The organism is Ohtaekwangia koreensis (assembly GCF_900167975.1).
Lineage (GTDB): Bacteria > Bacteroidota > Bacteroidia > Cytophagales > Cyclobacteriaceae > Ohtaekwangia > Ohtaekwangia koreensis.
Window position 1 is genome coordinate 991,822 of sequence record NZ_FUZU01000003.1, and the last position, 23,007, is coordinate 1,014,828.

Here is a 23,007-nt window from a genome sequence, read left to right on the forward strand (position 1 = left end):
AATTTATTGTATGTTTTTAGGGTGCATGCGCTCAAATATTTCAATAATAATAGCACACGCCTTATCAGAAAGGCCCTGACGATTCTCTTCACTGATCACATCACAGCGATTACGAATCTCCAGCGAACACACACCATGCACCATAGACCAAACTGTAAAGGCCAATACCTCCGGATTCATTCCTTTGAAGTATCCCTTCTCTATACATTCTGTAATGGTACCGGTCAGAAATCCGAAAGCACGCTTACCTTCTTCCCACTTGGCATCTTCCTTATTAATTGAATTTATAGGAGATCGGTTTATGAACATTAAATCATAAAATTCTCCATTTTCTACAGCGAAATTGATATATGATTTTGAGATTGCCTTCAAGCGTTCGAATGGATCTGACACATGCTCGAGTGCGCGGAAATATTGATTCAGGAGTATAAATCCTTCCAGGTGCAAAGCGTGGAAGATGTCGTCCTTATCTTTAAAGTAGAGATATATAGTGGTTGGAGAATACTCAATTCGTTCAGCGATATTCCGGATAGATGTTTGCTCGAAGCCGTGCTCTATGAACAATTCCTTCGCAGTTTGAAGGATTTTAGCCCTCAATTCCTCTTTCTGGCGCTCTTTTCTCGTGGAAATAGTCATAACCTTTTTGAATTGATATTTTACTTAACGGTGTAAAGTTAATTAGAGTTGCGTAAAAAACTGCCTTTTCCTTAAAAAATTAAACGCAACCGTTAATTCAGCGCCAGTCCAAGCTAATTAGCTCTTCTGAAGGATGTGTTATTTCCTGCCAGCCTTAATTTTGATCAGGGCGATTAATGAGAGAAAGAGAATCCCTGCCCCTACTGTCATAACAATAGAATTTACATCGGCCGCCCAGCCTAATACAAATATACCAAGCCCTACAAATGCAGACGCAAATACAATCACGCTTACACCGAAACGATTCTGACGCTCGGCTTCCTGATGGTCGTGTGCATGGCCATGGCCTGTCTGTGCATGTTTCAGTATATGCTTTTCAATAATAAGAGCACCCGGATCAATGTGCTTGCGTGTATAGTAGTATATTTCAAAAAGTGCCAGCAATAACAACGGTATCCCTACACCCAGAACTGTTTCTATAGTACGGCTCAGCTTTGTATGAAAAATTACAGGCACTATAACTTTAAAGAAAAGATTAACCGTAAGTGCCACCACTGTAGTCGTGATCACTGAAACGGAGGTCTGGCGTCTGGAAAATAAAGACCAGATCATCGGCGCGAACAAGGCTCCCCCTGCAATCGCTGCTATACTCAGCACTACTTCCACTATACCACCTGCCAGTGGAACGAGCATGGCGACTACGATGGTTCCTGCGCCAAACAGCAACGTAAATATCCTGGCGATCAACACCAATGTTTTATCGGTCGCTGCCGGATGAATAACTTTTTTGTAAACATCATTCGCAAATACAACGGCTGCCAGGTTGATCGTGGTGTTGGCCTTACTCGATGTAGCGGATATCATGCCCGACAGAACAAGTCCTATTAAACCTGCCGGCAATATTTTTTGACAGAGCATCATATAGGCACCTTCCGGTTCGAGGCCTTGCAGATCCGGATTGATAACGCGATAGATCATAGGAGGCAACATCCAGATAACAGGGCTTACCAGGTATAGTATAGAAAACAGGTACGCAACTTTGCGCGCGTTCCGTTCACTCGACACGCTGGTATAGCGTTGCACATAAGCCCAGTTGCCTCCAATATATACCGTCTGGTATCCTATAAATGCGAGCATGAAGCCAGCCGTATAATCGTTGCTGAAAGGTTCAAAGAAATCTTCCGGAGCTTTTTGAACAAAACTGTCGAAGCCTCCTACATCTCCGAGTGCAGCGGGTATAACAATGAGTACCGCTGCCATCAGTATAACAAATTGCACGACATCCGTTACCAGTACTGCCCACAATCCTCCGGCTGCTGTATACAGAACAATGATAATACCAATCGCGATTATACAGGCATTCAGAGAAAAAGGCGTAGCCACATATACCATTTTCCCAACCGGGTATAATACAGCGCTGGTGTTTACCAAACTCAAAACAAGGATGAGGTATGTATAGAACTGTTGTGCACTTGTGCCAAACCGCAGGCCTATATATTCAGCAGCGGTGCGCGTACCGGTGCGTTTCCATCGGGCTGAGATAAACATGGCTGTTAAAAGTCCGCTGATTGCCATGGTAAGCTGGATCATGTTCGCTACGAGTCCGTGCTTATATGCGATCGATCCCCAAACCACAAATGTACCTGCTGAAAAATAACTGATGAATAAAGAAAGCCCATTGATCCACCAGGGCGTTTCTCCTCCGGCTTCAAAAAATGCCTGACTGTTTTTACTTCCTACTCGTGTGAATGCAAGTCCGATCGAAAAAATAAGAAAGGCAAAAACTGCCATCACCACAAAATCCAATTGCGCCATGTGTGCTATAGTTCAAGATGTAGAATGAGTCGTGTTCGCCACGATCACTCGATATTAATTTTTAAAACCTGAATTCCATACGCGTTCAACTTAAATATTGTGTTAGCCGACAACGTAATAGATTTACCGGTGCCTACATCCTGTGTATCCTTTATTTTCAGGGAAGGCTTGAGCTTCTGTATATCTATAGAGACACGTACATCTTGCCCACGACCGATGTCGTTCATCAAAATAACAAAAAGATTTTTCTGATCTGTTGAAATGGCCGTGAGTGCTTCTATGTTAGGATTGTCCGTCACTACAAGTCCATCGCGCAGAATCAGGTTCGCATCATGAGTATATATTTTGCCTGGTTCAAATCCATAGGATTGGTGCGGTCCTACTTTTGGAGTAACAAATCCGCGTGGAAAATCTATAGCACCATTCGAGCGCAGCTCCGCTTCTGCCAATAAATAGTCGGTGATCCAACCAATCTGCCACCACGCATGGTGCGGGTATGGACCAGATCCTTTGTTCATGGCATTCCAGTAATAAGAAGCAACCTGTGTTTTAGGATCAACAAATGCATCGCGTCCAATCGCTGCCGAGCGCGCCATCGTCAGAAATAACGAGTCTTTTGTCTGTTGAAAAACACGAACAAACAATCCTGCGTGACTGGCTAATTGTATAGGCCCATGCCGTTGTGCCGACCCCATGATACCACCATGTTCGAAGCTTAATCCGGATTGCGTAATCTCCCAATCCTCACGTGCTATATCTTTTACTTGCTTAGCAGCAGTACTGGCAACCGGATGCGTATATATAGAAGTAGCATAAAAGCGTGCGGCTTCGAGGGCTGCATCTTTATACTTACCATCATTTGTTAAATCGAACAGATCAAGCAACGCCTGGGCTGTCTGTCCTGTAGCAAAATCAGGTGCGTAGCGTGCATCACCGCATACACCTATAAAATAACCGGGCTTGACGCCATTCTCAATCAACCAGTCGGCTCCTTTACGAGCAGCATTTAAATACCGTTCATCTTTTAAAATCCGATAGGCTACGAGTAAACCATAAAATGTAGGACGCAGATCTTTTATATCCTTAAATATAGGCTGCTCCGTATGGCGGTCGTAAGCTACTTCCCAACTACCATCTGCTTTCTGCCATTTTAATAGCAGGTCAGCGCCCAGGCGTAGGCGGTTGCGAAGTTCTGTATTTTGCGGCTCGAACAAGAGTATATTTCCATCATCCAGCATCGTATAATATGTAAGACTGATCGGCTCTACAAACTCACCCCACTCCTCAACAAACTTTTTACTCTTCGCTAAATAATACTGCCCTATAGCAGCACCTTTAAAAAAGCCAGGAGTCATTTGCTGTTGCGCAAATTTAAAATTAAGCGCATACGGTAACACCTGTCTCTTTAGTATAGGATCTTCCGAGGCATTCGCCAGCATCCACATCGCACCATAGTCTGAATTCTTCATGGCATCGCCAGAAGAACCAACAACACCTCCCAGGTAGGATTGTCCACCGATCTTGCGACCTTCAAACGCTTCAATATTCCACAACGATGTCTCTCCATTGATAAGGTAATGACGCATGGCAGCGACACGGCTGATCAGCGATTGTTTATTTTCGCGTAAGTCAAGTGTATTATCAAATTGGTATATATCATTTACCGTATGCTTCAGGCTCTTATACCAATCACCGTTTGTTACACTGAATCGAAACTCATAGGCAAGTGTATCGCCTGCTTTCAGTTTTGAAGCAGGTTCACCCAATACGGGATAATACAACGTTGGGGACACAGCTCCCTTCCGATTCATGTGCGATAGGCCAAGCTTCCATTGGGCGTGAGTGTTGTGATCTTTCTCCCATGGATCACGCGCCAACCCCGGGGCAGGTGTCACTGCTATAGATATACCCTTGCGTGTAGTAATAATTGGAGAGAGCGTGCTTGCCGTTCGATCCGGGTATATAACAGGAAGTTTAGGAATCCCGTGTCCGTAAGCATAGGCCAGTACAAAGTTGTCCTGAAAATCACTTCCCTGAAAATATCCGGGAATCGTAGCCCATGCGAGGTCGTCTTTTTCAACGGTTGCGAAAGAGGGTGTAGCCAATGAATAATAGCCATCTTGTTTGGCGATCAAACTTTGTTTCACCAATATATCGGTGGGATATAGCGGATCAAATTTCCAGGAGGCCGTAACGACCGCCACCGAAAGTTCCTTTGTAAAACTGATTTCATTTTCAACAGACTTTATATCTTCCGGATAAAAATGAAAGGCCTCCCCTGCTGTATTCAATGTCACCGGTGACGTTGATTTTTTCCAATGGTCAATTTGATATTTATAGATTGGCTCAGGAAATACTACTCCTGTGATAGCCTTAAATATAGTAGGCGTACTGTCGGGTTTATCTTTACTATATAGTAAAGTATATTCTCCTGACGGAATCTCTAAGGATCGCTGCGATGAGTCATCTTTCAAAGTGATTGCTGTGATCTTCCATCCGTTGTCGTTTGACCAATTTATATGCAGATGATCATTCTTTAACTCCACTGGACGCTGGCAACATAATACCAGTGCGGCACTGCATACAAACAGAATGTTATATAATATTCTTTTCACGTGGTAATAGATGTTAAGCATAGCACTGAATTTCAAATACGGAGGCAGGTATATGTTGTGATGGGTGATTCACTTCAAGCACCAGCTTGTGTGTATGTATAGCTTTGTCGAGGATGATCCGGTTAACCGTCTGGTAGTTATCATTCTTTTGATAGAGTACATTTCCATGTTCATCCAATAACCTGAATGTACGAACACAAAACGGCATCACCGATTCAGGATGTCCCATCAGTACAGTTTCCATTGGATGATCGAAGTCTGTATCAAACTTGAGTATGATCTCACGGATGGAAACTTCTTCACGCCAAGTAAATTCGAGTCGAGGTGAAGCATCGCTTAAATCCGCTACCCATGCATTCGGTTGTAGCACGGGGCGATCTATACCATTCCGTATGTTTACAGCCTGAAAACAATTTAAACCTGGATTTATCTTCATCGCTACATTCAGTCCATCCGGTCTTCGCAGCGGACACCAGAATTCAAAAGCATCCACACCAATGTCTGGTGGTGGTAGTTGTTTACCATAGTTGGAAACAGCTTCGTTAATGTGATTGAAAACGGAAAGTATACCAGTAACGCGTTGCAGTGAATAGTGTAATCGTATAGCAGCATTTTTCCTGAAAACGACAAATGCATATCCGGAATCCATCCATATACTCTTGAAAGACAACTGCACACAATTTCGTCCGGGGACCAAAGGTATAGATCGTGATTCCAGTAAAACATCAGGCGTAAAATTACCGGGCCGTTGGCTTAGAAACAGCTCGACCTGTAAGGTTGTATCAACATCGGCTTCAGCATGCAGACTCAGATCCGGAACTTTACCTTGCTGCAGGGGCAATAATTGGGCTACCGCAGGATCCAGATTCCTGGTGATACCTGACTCGGATAGTTCCCTTAGTATATATTCGCTTGAGGCTTTAATGGTAGCAGCACGAATCAGGTCTTTTGAATTTACATGTGAAATTTCCGGAATATAGTGTCCAATAGCAGCGAGACCCTGTTGCAGTTCAGCGATGGTTCCATTTCGCAGCACTTCGTTAGGAAGTATATTCTTTTGCACACAAAGCGCAGCGGCCATACCAACAGCTTGTCCGCCATAAGCGCTCGTTCCCATCACGCGTGTCGAACCGAACGCAACGTGTGTTACACTGATGATACGCCCCGCAAGAAACAAGTTCTTTATATTCCGACTATAGTAACACCGAAAAGGAATCTGATAAATTCCCTTGCTGTGCCATTGATTACAACCCGGCTTTTCACTGAATACGCCATCGGCCGGGTGCAGATCGATCGACCAGCCTCCATACGCAACGGCATCGGTATACGCTCGTTGCTCAACGATATCCTGCTGTCGTAATATATAGTCTCCTTCGAATCTCCGGCTTTCACGTTTACCCGGAATTGTCCCTACCCATTCCAGCGTCAGATTCTGTGCCTCGGGAAAGTTGCCGGAGTTCTTGATATAGTTCCACACGCCATACACAACCTTCCATAGCTCCCACTTGATATTCTCGGTGTCGTGTACTGTATCCAGTCTGCCACCATACTCAATCCACCACAGCTGACAGCCCTGTTCTTTGGCAGAGAACTTTTTATACTTTGGTATCTTCGTAATATCATCGAGCGCATAGGACGGTGGAATGAAATTAACCGGTTTACCTATATCTTTGGTATAGAAGTATATCGAGTGCCCGAGCAATTCGCCATACTCTGCGGATGGCGCGAATTGTTCACCGAACTCATCCCTGGACTCAGCGCCCATGCGAAACGCAGCACCAGAAAGAAATCCTACTACTCCATCACCGGATGCATCACAAAACAACGGAGCGGATATACTATATTCCGTAGCATTCTGACTGCAATAGGCTCGCACCGATGAAATCGTATCGGCATTCTTTTTACCAACTTCTATCACGGTAGTATTCAACAATAGCGTGATGTTCGGCTCACGTACAACTTTATCCAGCAACACGGTATCAAAGATCACAGCGTTACCTTCCTTGTTCCTATACATATTCTCCACCAGGATCTCATCGATCACGCCACCTTCACGCGACCACCGGTTGTTGTTACCCATGTGCGAGGTTGCCCCCAATACCCACAGCCGTACTTCACTGGAGGAATTACCACCCAGCACGGGACGGTCTTGTACCAGTACGACTTTCAATCCTGCACGCGCCGCTGTAATAGCACAGCATGTACCTGACAAACCACCACCGACGACAACGAGATCTACCTGTATATCTTTGCGGAGAAAAGATCGAGATAAACTATCTTCAGATTTTAACATTCTATTTTTTATTTAACGTTATACCTTCCCACGAATCCGTTCGAAACGACATGACCGGAAAACCTTCTATACTATATACATTGGCACCGTTGCTTTCCACCGGGCTTCCTGCCCACGCGTAGCGTACAGCAACGGGATTTTGTATTTCTTTACTCCATACGCGTACTGTAGCATTTTTAATGATTGCGTCAGCCCATACAAATTTCTTATCGGCTGCCGCAATAGCGAAGCCTTTCACTTGTGCTCCTCTGGACTGTAGTCCCTTGCCTATATTTGTAAAATGTATAATGATTGTGTCGCCACTTTTTTCGTTTGATTTATAGCGCGGTGATGTATACAAATCGCTTTTGCCATAGGTAACTTTGAGAGCTTCCTGTGCAAGTCGTTTCCCTACGACTTGCTTTTGTGTGGGATGGACATCGTAAGGATCGCCAACGTCATGGCTAACCGCCAATCCGGTGTTGGGCATTGATAAAGCCATTGCCTGTGCTTCGCGTAATTCTGCCCAGGTATTGTCCACCGGTTCTTCGGCGAGTTTACCATAACCGGAGATTTGAACGATCATGAACGGGAGATCTCCCTGATGAAATTGCTTTCGCCAATCGTTGATCAGTAAAGGAAGCAACGATCGGTACTGATACGCCTTTCCCGAATTACCTTCTCCCTGGTACCAGGTAAATCCTTTTATACCCAAACGGGTAAAGGGGCCAATCATCGCGTTGTACAACACCGCTATATTTCTGGAAAGTCCGATCGTGGGTGTCTTTACAGGATAGTCTTTTGCAAGCAAGCCTGCTTTATACTCCCACTCACCTGCCAACGGAACGGTTATTGGATTATCCGATTCTGCCAGTTCAAATAATCGCAGGTCTCCTGCAGTGTGCGTTTTAAAACATCCGTTTCCTGCCTGATGTTCAAGACGAATCACGATTGTGTTCGCGCCTGCGTTCAGCAGGTTCTTCGGTATAGTATATATTCTCCGGGATGGCGCCCACGTACTACGCCCGATCTCTACACCATTGCAGTACGTAATGTCCATATCATTGAGAATCTCCAGGTTCAACACCAGATCCCGTGTAGCAACTTCGGCAGACAGATTAAATGTTTTACGCAGCCAGAGCGACCCGGCATAATTTGCAAACTCATGATCGGCACCGAAGTCAGGTGCTATAAATTTCTTCCAGCCGCTTTCGGATGTGGGCTCGCTATACCAACGCTCGCTTAAACCCGGGTCTTTTTTCTCCAGTGCATTCCACCATTGCAAAGACGCTTCCGCATTTTTCTTTTCGAGATTTTCCACCGAACGATCTTGTACACGGGTCAGGCGAAATGTATCGACCTTACCGCGAAAATCAGGATGCTGGTATAGCGCATCAAGACTCGTCCACGATGCAATAGCAGTACCACCCCATGAGGTATGAATAATTCCGATCGGTATATTTAGCTCTTCGTGTAATGTACGTGCAAAGAAATACCCTACGGCTGTGAAGCTTGCGGCTTCAGCTGGTGTACACACTTTCCATTGTGCAGGCTCTGTATCTTTTAAAGGATAAGACGATACCTTCCTGCTGACAGTGAAAGAACGGATCTGTGGATAGTTCGCGTGACGCAATTCATAAGAAGCATTGAACGTCCGAAGTAAAGGCCATTCCATGTTGGACTGCCCTGAGCAAATCCAGACATCTCCCATGGCTATATTCGTAAAGGTATAGGAGCTATCCGTATGTACTGTGAAAGTATATGGACCACCTGCTTCAAGCGCGGGATATACTGCGCTCCACTCCCCCATTGCATTTGCTTTAACTTTCTGCTTCTTACCATTGAATGTTACTGCGAACGAAGACTTCGCTGGAGCTGTGCCCCAAAACGTAATCGGCTTTTGCCGCTGCAACACCATATCGCTGCCGAAGAACGCAGGCATTTTGACGCGCTGCGCATACATACTTTCTGCTACGAGTACAATAAAGATGGCCGCTATATATTTTATCCCGACCATCTTTACAGGCTAAGCGTTTTCTTAAGAATTACAAAACCTCCAGGCTTTTGAAGTTCAATGGAAACACTCTTGTTTTCTCCTGCTGGTGATGCTAAATCAAACGATTTGCTTTCACCTGGCTTCAGTATATCTATAGTATAAGATTTCCCTGAAACCATGAGCTTGTAGTTTCGTAAGGTATAGCTTGGAAAATCTTTTCGAGCAGTTACCTGTATGGCGGCACCAGTACCTCGCTTTACTATTTCTACGATTGCCGGAGAGAATTCTTCCTGCCATGTAGTATACATGGCGCGCGGCTCACGCTCTGGAGTAACTAATCCCCAGGGGCGATACCCATTTACATTTGTACCCGGGAAAGAACTTTCGTAATCATTAAAAGTCCATACGGACGCACCGATAAGAAAATCGCATTTGCGAAAATCTTCCATTGCCTTCTTGAGATGTAGTACACGTTCCTCTTCGCTGCCGACAGCATCCGTACGAATTCCAAATTCACTAACGTAGACAGGTTTGTCAGGATACAACTCATGTACGTGTTGCAAATGCTTAAGATGCGCACCATATATATTGGCGCTAACAAAGTCAACATATTGTGACGCTTCATCCTCGGCCTTTTTAATATGATCATTAAATACGATCATGCTTGCAAATGTTACGAGACGTGTAGGGTCAACCGACTTTGTAAAAGCATACATATCTTTTGTCCATGCTTTGCCTTCGGGAGTTTGTGACTGGTATTCATTTCCAACGCTCCAGGCAATTACGGAAGGATGGTTCCAGTCGCGTTCCACCATCTCCTGCATTTGTGCCTGAAATTTTTTTCGCATCAGTGGATCTGCCATTTGCGTGGGCGTCATCTGCCAGTTACCGGCTTCACAAATGATGAGCAGTCCATGTTGATCAGCCCAATCCAGCAACTCAGGTGAAACAGGATAATGGCTGATGCGCGATAACTCCATGCTACCATTCTTGATTAGCATAAGGTCTTTATCTAAAACTACTTGAGGATCCATGGATCCATGTCCCGGAAAATCAAGTGGCCGGTTACAACCTCCCATGCGGATAGGCTCACCGTTGAGTAAAAGACTTGTGCCCTTGATCTCAATTTTACGAATACCAAAGGTTGTCCGTACAGTATCTTTTCCTACAACAGATTCAGCCTCATATAATATAGGTTCGTCATGATTCCAAAGCTTAACATCTTTCGCTGCAAGTGTCCCTTCCAGTGTGAGCAAGCCTTGAGTTTGACTTGTTATAGCATCACCGGTTACTTTTAGCTTTACAGGGATTTTCTTCCCGGAATGATATATAGTTGTTTTCAGATCGCCCGGTTTGATAGACTGCGCAGATTTATTTTGCAGATATATTCCTATTTTCACATGGGCTGTCTTTTTTACGAGATCAGGTATAGCCACTATTCTCACTTTATCCTGATAAGCTGCGGGGCGAACGATCAACTTTACATCTCTCGTTATTCCTCCATAATTGATCCACGGAAATAATTGAGAGACGTTCGTGCCTTGATAATCAACCTCGGTTTTGGAGCCGGGTATAGTGGTTGTGTCCCACGCATTATTCACACGCAATGCAAGTACATTTTCATCAGACAAAAATTCTGTGACGTCCAATTCAAACGGCGTATAGCCACCTTCGTGCTCGCCCATACTTTTTCCATTGAGCCACACGTGTGCTTTATAAAACACCGCTTCGAACCGGATGAAAGCTCTATATCCTTCCGGAAGTGTAATCTTATTCAACTTTCGGGTATACCATGCGGTACCGGTATAGTAATGGTAGCGTTTGTCAATGGTATAACTATGCGGAACGGTTACCTTATCCCAACGGCTTGAGTTAAAGTCCGCGCCATACCACTTATACTTCTCGCCAACCTCAACCGGGTCTAGTGCAAATGACCATTCACCGTGCAACGATGTTTCCCGTACGACACCTTGTGCAAAAAGTTCCGTTGTCGCAAATGCGAATACCCATACGGCTATACTATACTTCCAAATTTTTCTCATCTCGATATACTTCCTGTTAGTTTAATTTTTCACTGATTGTTTCTGCTATGGCAGCGCCTATAGCATTCAAGCCTTGTTGATTGTAATGGATGGAGTCTTTCAGCCAACCTCTTTCTTCAAATAAGTTTGTATCGGTATACACAATTGATACATTGTTCACTTCATTTGCTATCGCTTGTTGTTGCTCGCGAACACAATTAAATCCATATACATCATGGTCCTTATAATAACCGGTAAGGACCATATAAAAAGGTATATCCTGGTTTAATTCCTTTCTAAATCGGCTGACCAGGTTTCGAAGTGCGTCCTTATATTCTTGTGGCGTCAGCTTTTTATCGTTGATCGCATTGGCATCACGTTCTCCCTGAAGCCAGATAATTCCGCTCAGAGGTACACGAGTCTTGTCCATAGCACGCTTCACTTTTTCAACGGCATCTGAAAACAACGGAAGTCTTCCTGCAACGGACCAGCTACCGTACGGATCCAGCTCTGCTTTCGCATGACATGAACTTCCGCCACGAGCGGCTGATACGATGATCACTTCATGGCCGGTGATGTTGTGATACGTTAAGGCAAATGACGGGCTTATACTTCCGGTATTTGCTTTTTCAAAATGCAATTCATTACGGCCAGCCGGATCCGATAGTGGTAGCAATGAATCTGAATCTATACTATATTCAAAAGCGCTTCCCGGTTTACAATATACAGACCCATGCATATCGCCCTGCCCTACTGCGTTGCTTTGCCCTGCTATTAAAAAGAGCCGTTGATGTTGTGCCTGTACTGTCATTAGAGAAAGCAGTTGCATGGTAACGAACAGGCCTGAACCTATTACCAATCTTATAGCCTCTTTTGTCACCATGCGTTTACTGCTGCATTTTTAAGAATATATTCTATACTGTGGTTATTTCCAGGGATCATTCTGATCGATCAATGGGTTCGCATTGATTTCGTCTTGCGGAATCGGAAAATACTTGTTCTTGGGCTGTACCGTTCGTGCAGGGTATACATCATTGACAGCTGCCGGTATAACGGTAAGGAATTTATCCGTACGCGTAAGATCATACCAGCGATCGCCTTCACCAAAAAATTCCCAGGAGCGCTCTTGTATAACGGCATCGATAAAATCCGTTTCGCTTAACCCGGAGGCAAGCTCCGGTAAACCTGCGCGATCGCGCACAGCCTGGATAAAATCGTACGCCGCTGTAGTAGCACCATTCAATCGTGCTTCTGCTTCCGCGGCAATCAGGTATATATCTGCCAATCGCAGAATAGAAATATTGCACGATGTGTTACTGCCTACACTATTTTCCTCCTGGTATTTCTTTACAAGTACAGCTTTCTGTGTAATGGGTGTCAAACTTTTTTGAGGTACAGTCTTGCCTGTTTTATCTATATAGGTAGTGTCAAGCAAGAGTCTGCGTTCATCGTCCGGGTCAAACGAATTGTAAAAAGACTGGTACGCGAATAGTGATCCAAATGTAGTTTTACCATAGGCAGGAGCGCCACTACCGGGAGGGCCATAAAGCCCCAGCAACTGGTGCGACCTTCCAGGAACGGTGGTCTCAGCTTCAAAGGCCCACATGTTTTCGATGCGTGCTATATCCTCCGTTTGTGGACGGTATAAATCGCGGGGATCATCTACCAGACTATATTTCCCTGAAGCGATAACATCGTTTGCCTTCTGCAGAGCAGTCGCCCAATCTTCATTGTATAGCGCTGCCTTCGCATATAGCGCTGATACAACTTCTTTAGACGGCCGCCCTTTGGCAACGTTCGGGTACGAAGCCAGTGATGTTGCTAAAGCCTGATCCAGGTCTGCGTAGATTTGCGCATATACCTCCGCTTTCGTTTTCTTTTCAGCATAGGCTTCCTCTTCTGTAATGCTTGGCTTTGTTTTTATAATGACATCTCCAAAGTTCTTGGTGAGCATCCAGTGGTAGAAGGCACGAAGAAAATAAGCTTCACCGAGAATCTGACTCTTCCGGTTTTCATCCATGTTGGTAGCCGGAACTTTCTCGAGGATCCAATTCGACTTTTCAATTCCATCATAACAGGAACTCCAAACCTGTTGTGGTGATTCAAATGTCCTGGTAAAACTCTTCTGCGTAGTATAGTTTGCATCATAGGAGAAAAGCGTAAGTGTATTTCTTCCTACAACCGCGCGCGGATAAGTTTGATCGGCACTGAAATCGGATATCAGCACAGCAGCCGGACCGCTATACATATCTCCGATCGGATCGTATGCTGCTGTAATAGCAGCTTCTGCGTCTTGTCCTGTCTTATAAAAGTTTTCGGTAAAGATCGAAGAGTATACAGTTTCGTTCAGCTCGCATGAAGTAAGCAATGCGGCTGTTAAAACAATGAGTTGAGTATAAATATGCTTTTTCATTTTCATTCCAGTATAATTTATCAGCACGGTTTAGAATGTGATTTGAACGCCTCCCAGAAATGTTTTCGCGGCAGGGTACACGAGGTTATCAACACCGATCGCTGTGTTTGATCCTCCATAGGAATTTACTTCCGGATCGAATCCGCTATAACTCGTAATGGTGAACAGGTTGTTGGCACTGATATATATTCGAGCACGGTTAATGCCTTTGATCTCCGGCAAGGTATAGCCCAAAGAAATATTTTTGCAGCGCACGTACGATCCATCTTCTACAAAGCGATCACTAATCGGTAAACGCCCTCCAGGAAACCCGCTGACATATTCATTATTCGGATTATCCGGTGTCCAATGATTAGCTGTTTCTTTCAGCAGGTTGCGTTGTCCTAATGGATTCTCGAAAGAATAACGGCTCAGGTTATAGATTTCGTTTCCATAACTGCCCGACAGAAAAATGCTGAAATCGAAATTCTTATAGCGCAGGTTCGAAGAGAATCCAAAGATGAAATCAGGATTCGGATTGCCGGTAGTGACCTGGTCTGCTGCTGTGATCGATCCATCGCCATTATAATCTCTGACCTTTGCACCGCCTGTGCGGCCATCAGATCCCGGCAGGAATGCTTCACCGGTTTGGTATACGCCATCAAATAAATATGTTTTAAATAATCCCAACGGAGAGCCTACGCGCAATACAGTATAATTGGTAACAAAACGTTCATTGGTTGTTCCTCCATCTAGATCTACGATTTTGTTACGGTTGAAAGTTGCGTTGGCAGAAACATTCCATTGTAATACACCATCCAACACCCGTGCGTTCGCAGCGAGCTCCAGTCCTTTGTTTTCAAGCTCAGCGTAGTTCCCCGTAATACTTCCATAGCCTGACGATAACGGAAGAGATTTTACATAGAGCAAATCTTTTGTGCTCTTCTTATATACATCGGCAGTCAGATTAAGTCTGTTTTCAAATATACTTATATCCAAACCTATATTCAGCTGTGTAGACTTCTCCCAGCGAAGATCAGGGTTTGCAATACGATCGGGGTTTATACCGATGGTATACGTATGATTAAATTGATAATCGCTTCCTGAAGATGATACGGTTGCCAGCGACTGATAAGCACTCAGTGCCCCAGAGTTACCGGTTAATCCATAGCTACCACGAAGTTTCAAATCACTTATCGCTGTTACATTTTGCATAAAGCCTTCTTCAATGATGCGCCATCCTGCAGCTACCGCTGGGAAGAATCCATACTTATGATTTGCTCCGAATTTACTTGAACCATCTACGCGTGCTGTGAAATCAACAAAGTACTTGTCTTTAAAACCATAGTTCACGCGCCCCATATAGGAGTCGAGGCGTTCAGCGGCACGGCTGCTGCCAACGGTACGGTTAACCGCCAATTGCAACGCTTCATTTTTAGTAGCATCATTCGGGAAACCGTTCGCGTTGATACGGTTGTTGTTAAACATGTTGCTTTGTGTGGCAAAGACACCGGTGAATTTTATACTATGCTGCGATGCAAAAGTTTTAGAATAGCTAAGTATACTTTCGTGCAACAATACTGTGTTGTTAGAATTTGTTTTAGCTGCAGAACCTGAGTTTGCATTCAGATCGTTCTTCGCGATTATATAGAGTGGCGAGTAATAATCGTTCAGGTTACTTTGCAAGTCTACATTGAAAGAAGCCCTGTAGCTTAATCCTTCAGCAAGTTTAGCTTCACCGTATAGGTTTACCAGTGTTCTTTTAATCGCGGTCCGGTTTAATACCTCTGCCAACCCAAGCGGATTCGTTACCTCACGGTAGCGCCCATCGCGTTGTTCACCAAACGGAAATATAGTACCATCGGCACGATAAGGTTGCAGCGTTGGCGGTGCACCTATGGCAGCCCCTACAATGCTGCTTAATATAGCTCCGGCATCAATATCTGTCGAACCAGTAGTGGTACCGTTGTTAATGGTGTAACTGCCCAGAATACTCGTTCCAAACTTGACCCGGTCGCTGATTTTATGATCTATATTCAACCGCAATGAATACCGCGTAAAATTTGAATTGATAATGATACCGTCCTGATTGAAATAGTTTGTAGAAAGCGCTAATTGTGTTTTATCATTTCCACCGCTGATTGAGAGCTGGTGATTTTGAATGGGTGCTTTTCTGAAAATCAAATCCTGGTAATTAACGCCTTGTCCTTCTCCGGCAGGGTCTGCGTATACTGCTGTCTTGTAAATTTCATTTTCGAGCTGTGCAAATTCAGAAGCGCTGAGTACATCGAGGGTCTTCGTTACCTCCTGCACACCATAGTATCCATCATAGGTTACACGCGTAGCTCCGCTCTGTCCGCGCTTGGTAGTAATGAGCACTACACCATTCGCACCGCGTGATCCATATATAGCAGTCGCGGAAGCATCCTTCAATACTTCTACAGACTCTATATCACTGGGATTGATGGTTGATAGCGGACTTACTTCGTTCACACCACCGCTGTTGGAGATCTGTATACCATCCACTATATATAGCGGCTCAGACGTTCCGTTGATGGAGTTGGTTCCGCGCACACGTACACTGATGTTCCCTCCTGGTGCAGCGGAGTTTTGCGTGATTTGTACACCGGCCATGCGTGCCTGCAACCCTTGGGCTACATTGGTTACCGGAGTTTGAATGATGTCTTCTGCTTTTACAGAAGCGATGGCACCGGTAGTTTCAATTTTACGCTGTGTACCATAGCCGACAACGATCACTTCACTTAATGTTTTTATATCTGGCGTAAGACTAACATCAATGGAAGTTCTGTTTCCAATGACGATCTCATCTGTATTATACCCGATGAATGAAATGACGAGCACATCTTCACTCAATACATTTTCGAGTATATATAGTCCTTCAGCATCAGTAACAACACCTTTGGAAGTACCTTTTACGAGCACGTTAACACCAGGCAAGGGGTCGCCTGTTTCGGAAGAAATTTTACCCCGGATAGCAAAAGTCTGTGCATGCACGGACGACCAGCTTAGCAGCATGACTATGGTTATCACGAAGTAAGAAGATCCTGTAGACATTTTTTTCATAGGCATTTGATTTGGTTCGGAAAAATACCAGTTGAACCATTTTCTGCAATAACAAACGATTGAAAAGTGGTAACAAGAAGTACCGGGAACGCTTTCGCAACCGGTCACGATATATTTCGGGTTCATTGGACCTGGTTTTGCAACGGTTTGCAAGTGTCTTTTTAGATCGCTATTTTTTCAGAAATATTCGGTTCGGATGATCAAGTGTGTTAAGTGCAGTGATGTAGATGCCATTGCCAAAGCGGGGATAATACGAGGCAAACAACGCTACTATTGCGGCCGGTGTGATTACTATTTCACGCTTCCCTCTTTGGAAGTTCCGCTCGTAGCGGTCTCGTCTAAAAAGCATCAGCCCACCATTGTAGATATAGCGCGCGAACTTCAGATATCAAAGTCTACCGTATCGCGGGCACTTCACGGCCACTCGGATATCAATGAAGAAACTCGAAAGGCTGTGCTTGATGTCGCGAAGAAACTTGATTATCAACCCAACTTGCTGGCATACGGGTTAGCAAAAAGTAAAAGCCTTACGATCGGCATCATCGTTCCTGAATTCATTAACAGTTTCTTTCCGTATGTAATTATAGGGGCGCAGGAAATTGCAAACCCAGCAGGATATCATGTCCTGATCTGCCAGTCCAATGAGTCGTATCAAACCGAAATTGACAATACAAATGTACTCATGTCGAGCCGGGTGGATGGTATATTAGTATCCCTTACGGGGAAGACTCCCAACGTTGAGCACTTTCGAAAATTTGAACGTGCTGGTATTCCTATAGTATATTTCAACCGGGTAACGACTGACGTGTGTGCCTCAAAAGTTATTGTGGATGATTATGATGGCGCGTATAAAGGTGTACAGCATCTGATTCAGAATGGATGCAGCCGCATCGCCCATATAGCTGGTCCGCAGAATTTGCAGATTTGTAAAGACCGGCTTCAAGGATATCAGGACGCGCTGTTGCATCATGGGATGGAAATCAATGAATCGCTGATTATATACCACGACCTGAATCCGGAAAGTGCATTGCATTGCGCACAGCATTTACTTGATCTACCCGAGCGGCCTGATGGATTGTTTGCATTGAATGATCCCGCTGCCATTGCCACCATGCAGGTTGCAAAAGAGAAAGGTATACGGATTCCCGAAGAGCTTGCAGTAGTAGGCTTTAGCAATGAGCCCACCTCTGCGCTGGTTGAGCCAGGTCTTACAACACTGGCTCAACCGATGGCAGAAATCGGCAAAACTGCTGTTAATCTTTTATTCAAACAGATGAATGATGTGTCGGATTGTTTTATACCGGAGACTAAGATTCTAAAGACGACTTTAATTGTGAGAAAATCATCGCTTAAAAAACAATTCTGATCTTACACTATATCTATACTATTGCCGGGTGAAGGTAAACTTCCAGTTGCCTGAAACTCCTTCCGTTCTCCCTCCTTCTTCCTGATATGTAAATTCCATTATAAGAGAAGTGTCGGTAACAGAATATTGAATGTTTACTTCATCTTCCCGGATCAGGTATATAGCAGGATTCCGCTCGTCAAAAAATAAGCGACCTCCGGATGCTGAGATCCAAGGACTACGATCGGGACTATAGGAAATGGTATAGCTTACACTCGCAGCAGTGTTGGCCATAATACCCATCGTAAATGCATCGTAACCGCCTTGAGCAACATCGTCCAGGGTTACAGCGGTAGCTTTCCACGAGCCCTTGAGTTTTTCAATTTGTTGCTCTGCGACAGAAGGGTCATTTTTGTCGTTATCACTGCAACCAGCGAAGAGTATAGCTGCAGCTGCGCTTATAAAGATTGAAAATATAGTTCGTTGTACATTCATATAGCTTGACTTTAAAATAAGTCTGCCTGACTTAACGCCCGGCAGACTACCACTAACCTAACCTACTTAACAGTAAGTATCTTTATTGATTCAACAAGTATCCTGAAAAAGAATATTCCGGACTTTTCTGACTATAGAAGCCTCCTATCAATTGAAATCCTCCGGCTATATATTCGAGCTTGAAAGTATCTTTATCAAAGTGCTGAAGAATTACACGCAAGTCAAAGGAAATTACCTGGGCATTGTCATTTGAACCAATCGCAGTAAATTTCACATCGCCTGTATCATTTACTTCATACTCGTAAACAAATTTTGCCAGGAAACGACTCGTTACACCATTGCGTGTCTGCGCTATAACTACATCATAGTACATCAGTTTGTTAACCGGATCAAAAACATAACTCATCTCCTGGAGGGTAAGCGCGTAGGGACCAATCAGTAAACTGCCCGCGGCCTCGTTGTACGCTTCAATGAATGCATCGGATTGTCCCGGCAACCTGTTCACGCCTGGATTCTCTGGCATTAAAGCTCTTTTATAGGTGCGTCCAATCACACTATGCAACGGCGTGGCTGGATGAAAAAAGTAGGGCTCTGTATCATTCACCAAATCAACCGGATTGGACAGTTGTACCGTATAGAGTCCTTTATCTTCATTCCAGAACAACTCCCGGAAACTATATGCTCCTATAGTAACGGGCGATTTCAATACAATACCGTCCAGTGAAAAAGTAAAGGGCGATATAAAGGTCTCAATTTTACTCTCATCCGAAGAGAGATATTGTGCAGCAAACAGCTTGCTCCCTACATCGATCGCCAAAGGGACAGTGGTGTTGTTTGGTAACAGGAGCTTTAAACCTGTGTTGTCCTCCAGGTATACCGTTGTGCTTTGAAGAACATCTTCAATTCCATCCTCTAAAATCCGGGATGTCTCTTGCTCGGTCGCTTTCAGCAGATATAGCTCTGTGCTGTGCTTCAAGCCTTTCATAATGATACTATCTCCGGATACTCTCACGAATGTAAATTCAAAATCAGACAGCAATCCTTCACCGCTTGTACCACCGTTAACATTGCCATCCGGATCGGCCGGTAAATGTATATAGGAGTATGTATCAAATGTCAAAGTGGGTTTCTGCAAGGCCTTCAGTACCCACGTGCCGTCCATGGGCTGAGCAGCAGATGTCTCATTGAAGTCAGACACCATATTTACAGTACCATTTTCATTAAAATCAAAGTAATAAAAATAGCCACCACCTGCCTTGGTATATAGCATCGCCTTCCAGCCATGCGGAGCGCTGCGCAATAGTGTATTATACTCCGTCAATGCCTCTTGCACACGCTCGTCGGTAGTTTCATTGAAGATCGGTTCATATTCATTGTCGCAGGCTGCCATTAGGATGACAACCCCGATCGCGAACAGAACACTGCGTAATTGATTATTTTTTCTCATGCGCATTGCAATAAATAATTTCATATTAGTTACCCAGTATTCCATATGTATAACCTTCATTCGGATTGCTTACAGGATAGAATCCAACAAAGCTGCTGGTAGGACACGATGATCGCTCCCACTCAATGTCGTATGTATAGCCCGCAAAAAAGTCGAGTATATTATATACACCGTAATCCTCTGCCAGCATACGCGCATTCTCATCGTTATCTACATACCAGAATCCATAATGTCCGTCCTCAGTCTGGAATACTTCGAGAATAAAATTCGCGACATAGTATATTCGTTCGCCTGGCCCATTGGTATGATAATGCAATTGCAAGTGCACATGTGTTTCGTCAGAATAATATAGTCTGAAGTATGTATCGAGTCCATAACCTTTTGTCGTCAACAGATTGAAGTCTGTGAAAAAGGCAGTTGCAAATCCCGAAGGGTAACTATAGAAATTAAAATCGAATCGTATCGCGGTGGAATCTTTTCCGTAGCCAAGTATATCGAAGAGTGGTGTTCGCTCTTCTACTGGCTCGCCCGGTGCAATCGCATTGATTGCTTCTTGTACTTTGGTTTGCAGCGCATAAAAATCAATATTATACTTTGCGCGAAAATATTCCACTACATATTGCTCTTTCTTCTTCAATAATTGTCGGGATGACGTATTGGTTTCACATGCTAAAATTCTTTCATACCCTTCTTTACCTTCTACTAACATGGTAGCAATCATTTCTACGAAATCTTCATCGGTGCTTGCCATGGCATAGCTTGTGATAAAACCCCGAGCCCTGGCTTCGCTTAAAGAAACCGAACTCCAGTTGGCAGTATAGTTACCGGCTGTCACTTCCTTGAACTCAGGCTGATAGGATATATTTTGATTGAGGATGTGTCCAAATTCATGCTGTACAGTATGGATAAGTTGTTTGACACCGGCATTGTTGTGAGGATCAAAATCGTTAACAACAAACAGCACTACTTTACGTCCGCCTTCTGCAGTACCAATAGTGGTCGATCCATCATAATTATAGTTGGCACTGCCTACCAGCACAAATTGTTTAGGACAATATTCCTTTATAAAATTTGTAGCGGCTACCTGGTTATACGTTTCGATCCATACCTTCTTCACAACGTCCATAACACCTTGCACCTTCGTAACTGCAGGTGGTGTCAGGTTTTTGTAAGGGTCCAATTCGGAATTATCCCAGCGATACTTTACCTGTATATTATAAGGTGTGGTAAAATTATCTGTAAGCCAGTTGTCCAATTCTGTAGGTTCACGTGTGTCGTCATTTGTAACATAATCAGGATCGGACGTGTCATTTTCATTATATGGATCATTGCAGGCAGCACCTGTAAGAGCCAGTATAATCATGATTGCAATTATATTCTTGTATTTCATAAATCTCATCCTTCAAAATTTATTACCGTGGATTAGGTTCAAGTCCGCCCAATGAAATTGCTTCTGCCGGTATTTGTAATACTCTTCGCGGATCACCAGCGGACAATACTATACCTTCACCATCGCGGATCAAATGTTCAACCGGAAGATCGTGTCGAAGTATATCAAACCAGCGGAGTCCTTCATGCAAAAATTCCGCCCTGCGCAAATCCAACACAGCAAGTAGTGTGGCTTCCTGATTAATGCTTTCCTGGTAGAAGTTATAGAGCTTGTGTGCATTGAGGTTATGGTATTCCGGTACGTAATTCGTGATCCGCTTACTCACGAGTACATTCATATCGTCCAGTGCTGCTGACAAGTTGTTTTGCATGGTATAGGCTTCAGCACGATTGAGCAATACTTCTTCAGCAGAGAAAAGTGGTATCACGGTATAGGTAAAACCCGTATTGGCATTTGTACCGGTGCGAACAAAGTGATCTTTAAATTTCGGCACAAAATATACCTGGCTAACCGAGCTATAGTATACCCAATAGGAATATTGGCCTTGTGTGGCATTGTAATCCAGAATGGCTGCCTTTGTGTTTACACCGGTGGTATATTTTAGCGTGTTGTAGGTAAAGGCCCAATCAGACAATGTCTCGCTCAGCAGCAGGTTTGCCTTTTCAGTAGAACGGGTATAGGTAGTGATCAACTCATTCATGGCATAGCCTCTATATGTTGAGTTCCACGGACGCAGGCCAGCCGCTATATCCGTATTGGAAAATACCTGGTTCGCGTGTTCTATTACTTTGTTATAGTCTCTTTTGAATAAATAGAAACGTGTTGCAAAAGCATGTGCTGCTGCGCGTGTAAAGTGATAGCTCGGAACGCCATCGGCATCGGCATCCTCGGTGTTATAACTTTGATCGTCAATCAACGGAAGTCCATCGGTGAGATCTTTCTCAATCATGGTATATACATACTCTACTGTATGCCGATCGTACTTTTTCAAAGATTCAGTTTCGGGTTCCGTTACATACGGTATACCGGGATAGTATGCCGCTGTAGCAGCCTTATAGGTTTTAGCAAAAAGTGCTACCAGCATAAAGTGTGCATAGGCGCGTGCCACCAACGCTTCACCGCGTTGCGCATCATATACCGGAAAATTGCCTTCGCGTTCTATGGCTTGCAAGGCATGGTTCGCTGCTGCGATCGCGGTATAGCATGAGTTCCAGTAGTTCTCCGGTGTATCCTGCGCTGTTGAATTTACATTGCGCCAAAAGTATGGATCTGTATTCCGCACATCCTGCGATTGAGACGGATTATCTTCTACGTTATCGGACATTGCTTCGCAGAATGGTATATAATTCCCTTCGGGATACGCAGTCACCAATAGCTCTGCGATCTTTTCCTTCGAATCGAGAATGGTGCGATTGTCGGGTACCTTGGAAAGAAAGTCCTCGCATCCGCTTAGCGCTATACTTAGTACGAGCAGGCTGACTATATATTTTTTCATGGCT

The 23,007-nt window shown here is 44.2% G+C and carries 14 protein-coding genes; 1 reads left to right on the top strand and 13 read right to left on the bottom strand.

All coding sequences use genetic code 11. From position 1 onward, the window contains the following. Nucleotides 1–3: 3 nt before the first annotated feature. The 9 genes from B5Y40_RS23185 to B5Y40_RS23225 all read right to left on the bottom strand — a co-directional run bounded on the left by B5Y40_RS23185 (nt 4) and on the right by B5Y40_RS23225 (nt 16,831). On the bottom strand, nt 4–636 hold the full coding sequence (locus B5Y40_RS23185) for a TetR/AcrR family transcriptional regulator (protein WP_079689209.1): 633 nt from the start codon (nt 634–636) through the stop codon (nt 4–6). A gap of 138 nt (nt 637–774) precedes the next feature. Further along, nucleotides 775–2,451 carry a sodium:solute symporter family protein gene (locus B5Y40_RS23190; RefSeq protein WP_079689210.1) on the bottom strand — a complete coding sequence of 559 codons (1,677 nt, stop codon included), beginning with the start codon at nt 2,449–2,451 and terminating at the stop codon, nt 775–777. Between the two features lie 44 nt (nt 2,452–2,495). Further along, nucleotides 2,496–5,066, bottom strand: coding sequence for a glycerophosphoryl diester phosphodiesterase (locus B5Y40_RS23195; protein ID WP_143785897.1), 2,571 nt, complete (start codon nt 5,064–5,066; stop codon nt 2,496–2,498). A gap of 13 nt (nt 5,067–5,079) precedes the next feature. Then, on the bottom strand, nt 5,080–7,359 hold the full coding sequence (locus B5Y40_RS23200) for an FAD-dependent oxidoreductase (RefSeq protein ID WP_079689212.1): 2,280 nt from the start codon (nt 7,357–7,359) through the stop codon (nt 5,080–5,082). 1 nt (nt 7,360) lies between these two features. Beyond that, a complete protein-coding gene (locus B5Y40_RS23205) occupies nt 7,361–9,355 on the bottom strand; it encodes a sialate O-acetylesterase (protein WP_079689213.1) in 1,995 nt (664 codons plus the stop codon). 2 nt (nt 9,356–9,357) lie between these two features. Continuing rightward, nucleotides 9,358–11,376 (bottom strand): glycoside hydrolase family 2 protein, encoded by a 2,019-nt coding sequence (locus B5Y40_RS23210; protein WP_079689214.1) that lies wholly within the window; start codon nt 11,374–11,376, stop codon nt 9,358–9,360. Between the two features lie 16 nt (nt 11,377–11,392). Then, nucleotides 11,393–12,238 carry a sialate O-acetylesterase gene (locus B5Y40_RS23215; RefSeq protein WP_079689215.1) on the bottom strand — a complete coding sequence of 282 codons (846 nt, stop codon included), beginning with the start codon at nt 12,236–12,238 and terminating at the stop codon, nt 11,393–11,395. Between the two features lie 42 nt (nt 12,239–12,280). After that, the gene (locus tag B5Y40_RS23220; RefSeq protein ID WP_185145743.1) at nt 12,281–13,768 is read right to left on the bottom strand and encodes a RagB/SusD family nutrient uptake outer membrane protein; all 1,488 of its coding nucleotides are present in this window, start codon (nt 13,766–13,768) and stop codon (nt 12,281–12,283) included. A 30-nt stretch (nt 13,769–13,798) separates the two neighbouring features. Further along, complete coding sequence (locus tag B5Y40_RS23225; protein ID WP_079689217.1) at nt 13,799–16,831, bottom strand: SusC/RagA family TonB-linked outer membrane protein; 3,033 nt, start codon at nt 16,829–16,831, stop codon at nt 13,799–13,801. Nucleotides 16,832–17,027: 196 nt separating this feature from the next. On the opposite strand from B5Y40_RS23225, the gene B5Y40_RS23230 reads away from it, so the two are divergent. Further along, nucleotides 17,028–18,197, top strand: coding sequence for a LacI family DNA-binding transcriptional regulator (locus B5Y40_RS23230; protein WP_079689218.1), 1,170 nt, complete (start codon nt 17,028–17,030; stop codon nt 18,195–18,197). Nucleotides 18,198–18,215: 18 nt separating this feature from the next. Here B5Y40_RS23230 and B5Y40_RS23235 read toward each other — a convergent pair whose 3' ends face one another. From B5Y40_RS23235 to B5Y40_RS23250, 4 genes are all read right to left on the bottom strand, one after another. Next, complete coding sequence (locus B5Y40_RS23235; protein WP_079689219.1) at nt 18,216–18,671, bottom strand: hypothetical protein; 456 nt, start codon at nt 18,669–18,671, stop codon at nt 18,216–18,218. 82 nt (nt 18,672–18,753) lie between these two features. Further along, the gene (locus B5Y40_RS23240; protein WP_159453788.1) at nt 18,754–20,142 is read right to left on the bottom strand and encodes a DUF4302 domain-containing protein; all 1,389 of its coding nucleotides are present in this window, start codon (nt 20,140–20,142) and stop codon (nt 18,754–18,756) included. Between the two features lies 1 nt (nt 20,143). After that, nucleotides 20,144–21,508, bottom strand: coding sequence for a zinc-binding metallopeptidase (locus tag B5Y40_RS23245; protein WP_159453789.1), 1,365 nt, complete (start codon nt 21,506–21,508; stop codon nt 20,144–20,146). A 22-nt stretch (nt 21,509–21,530) separates the two neighbouring features. Further along, complete coding sequence (locus B5Y40_RS23250) at nt 21,531–23,003, bottom strand: RagB/SusD family nutrient uptake outer membrane protein (protein WP_079689318.1); 1,473 nt, start codon at nt 23,001–23,003, stop codon at nt 21,531–21,533. Between the last annotated feature and the right edge of the window lie 4 nt (nt 23,004–23,007).

What these genes read in the sequence shown, in the direction of transcription:
- B5Y40_RS23185 (WP_079689209.1), bottom strand. Translation starts at nt 636, where the DNA reads ATGACTATTTCCACGAGAAAAGAGCGCCAGAAAGAGGAATTGAGGGCT.
- B5Y40_RS23190 (WP_079689210.1), bottom strand. Translation starts at nt 2,451, where the DNA reads ATGGCGCAATTGGATTTTGTGGTGATGGCAGTTTTTGCCTTTCTTATT.
- B5Y40_RS23200 (WP_079689212.1), bottom strand. Translation starts at nt 7,359, where the DNA reads ATGTTAAAATCTGAAGATAGTTTATCTCGATCTTTTCTCCGCAAAGAT.
- B5Y40_RS23205 (WP_079689213.1), bottom strand. Translation starts at nt 9,355, where the DNA reads ATGGTCGGGATAAAATATATAGCGGCCATCTTTATTGTACTCGTAGCA.
- B5Y40_RS23210 (WP_079689214.1), bottom strand. Translation starts at nt 11,376, where the DNA reads ATGAGAAAAATTTGGAAGTATAGTATAGCCGTATGGGTATTCGCATTT.
- B5Y40_RS23215 (WP_079689215.1), bottom strand. Translation starts at nt 12,238, where the DNA reads ATGGTGACAAAAGAGGCTATAAGATTGGTAATAGGTTCAGGCCTGTTC.
- B5Y40_RS23220 (WP_185145743.1), bottom strand. Translation starts at nt 13,768, where the DNA reads ATGAAAAAGCATATTTATACTCAACTCATTGTTTTAACAGCCGCATTG.
- B5Y40_RS23225 (WP_079689217.1), bottom strand. Translation starts at nt 16,831, where the DNA reads ATGAAAAAAATGTCTACAGGATCTTCTTACTTCGTGATAACCATAGTC.
- B5Y40_RS23230 (WP_079689218.1), top strand. Translation starts at nt 17,028, where the DNA reads ATGATCAAGTGTGTTAAGTGCAGTGATGTAGATGCCATTGCCAAAGCG.
- B5Y40_RS23235 (WP_079689219.1), bottom strand. Translation starts at nt 18,671, where the DNA reads ATGAATGTACAACGAACTATATTTTCAATCTTTATAAGCGCAGCTGCA.
- B5Y40_RS23240 (WP_159453788.1), bottom strand. Translation starts at nt 20,142, where the DNA reads ATGAAATTATTTATTGCAATGCGCATGAGAAAAAATAATCAATTACGC.
- B5Y40_RS23245 (WP_159453789.1), bottom strand. Translation starts at nt 21,508, where the DNA reads ATGAAATACAAGAATATAATTGCAATCATGATTATACTGGCTCTTACA.
- B5Y40_RS23250 (WP_079689318.1), bottom strand. Translation starts at nt 23,003, where the DNA reads ATGAAAAAATATATAGTCAGCCTGCTCGTACTAAGTATAGCGCTAAGC.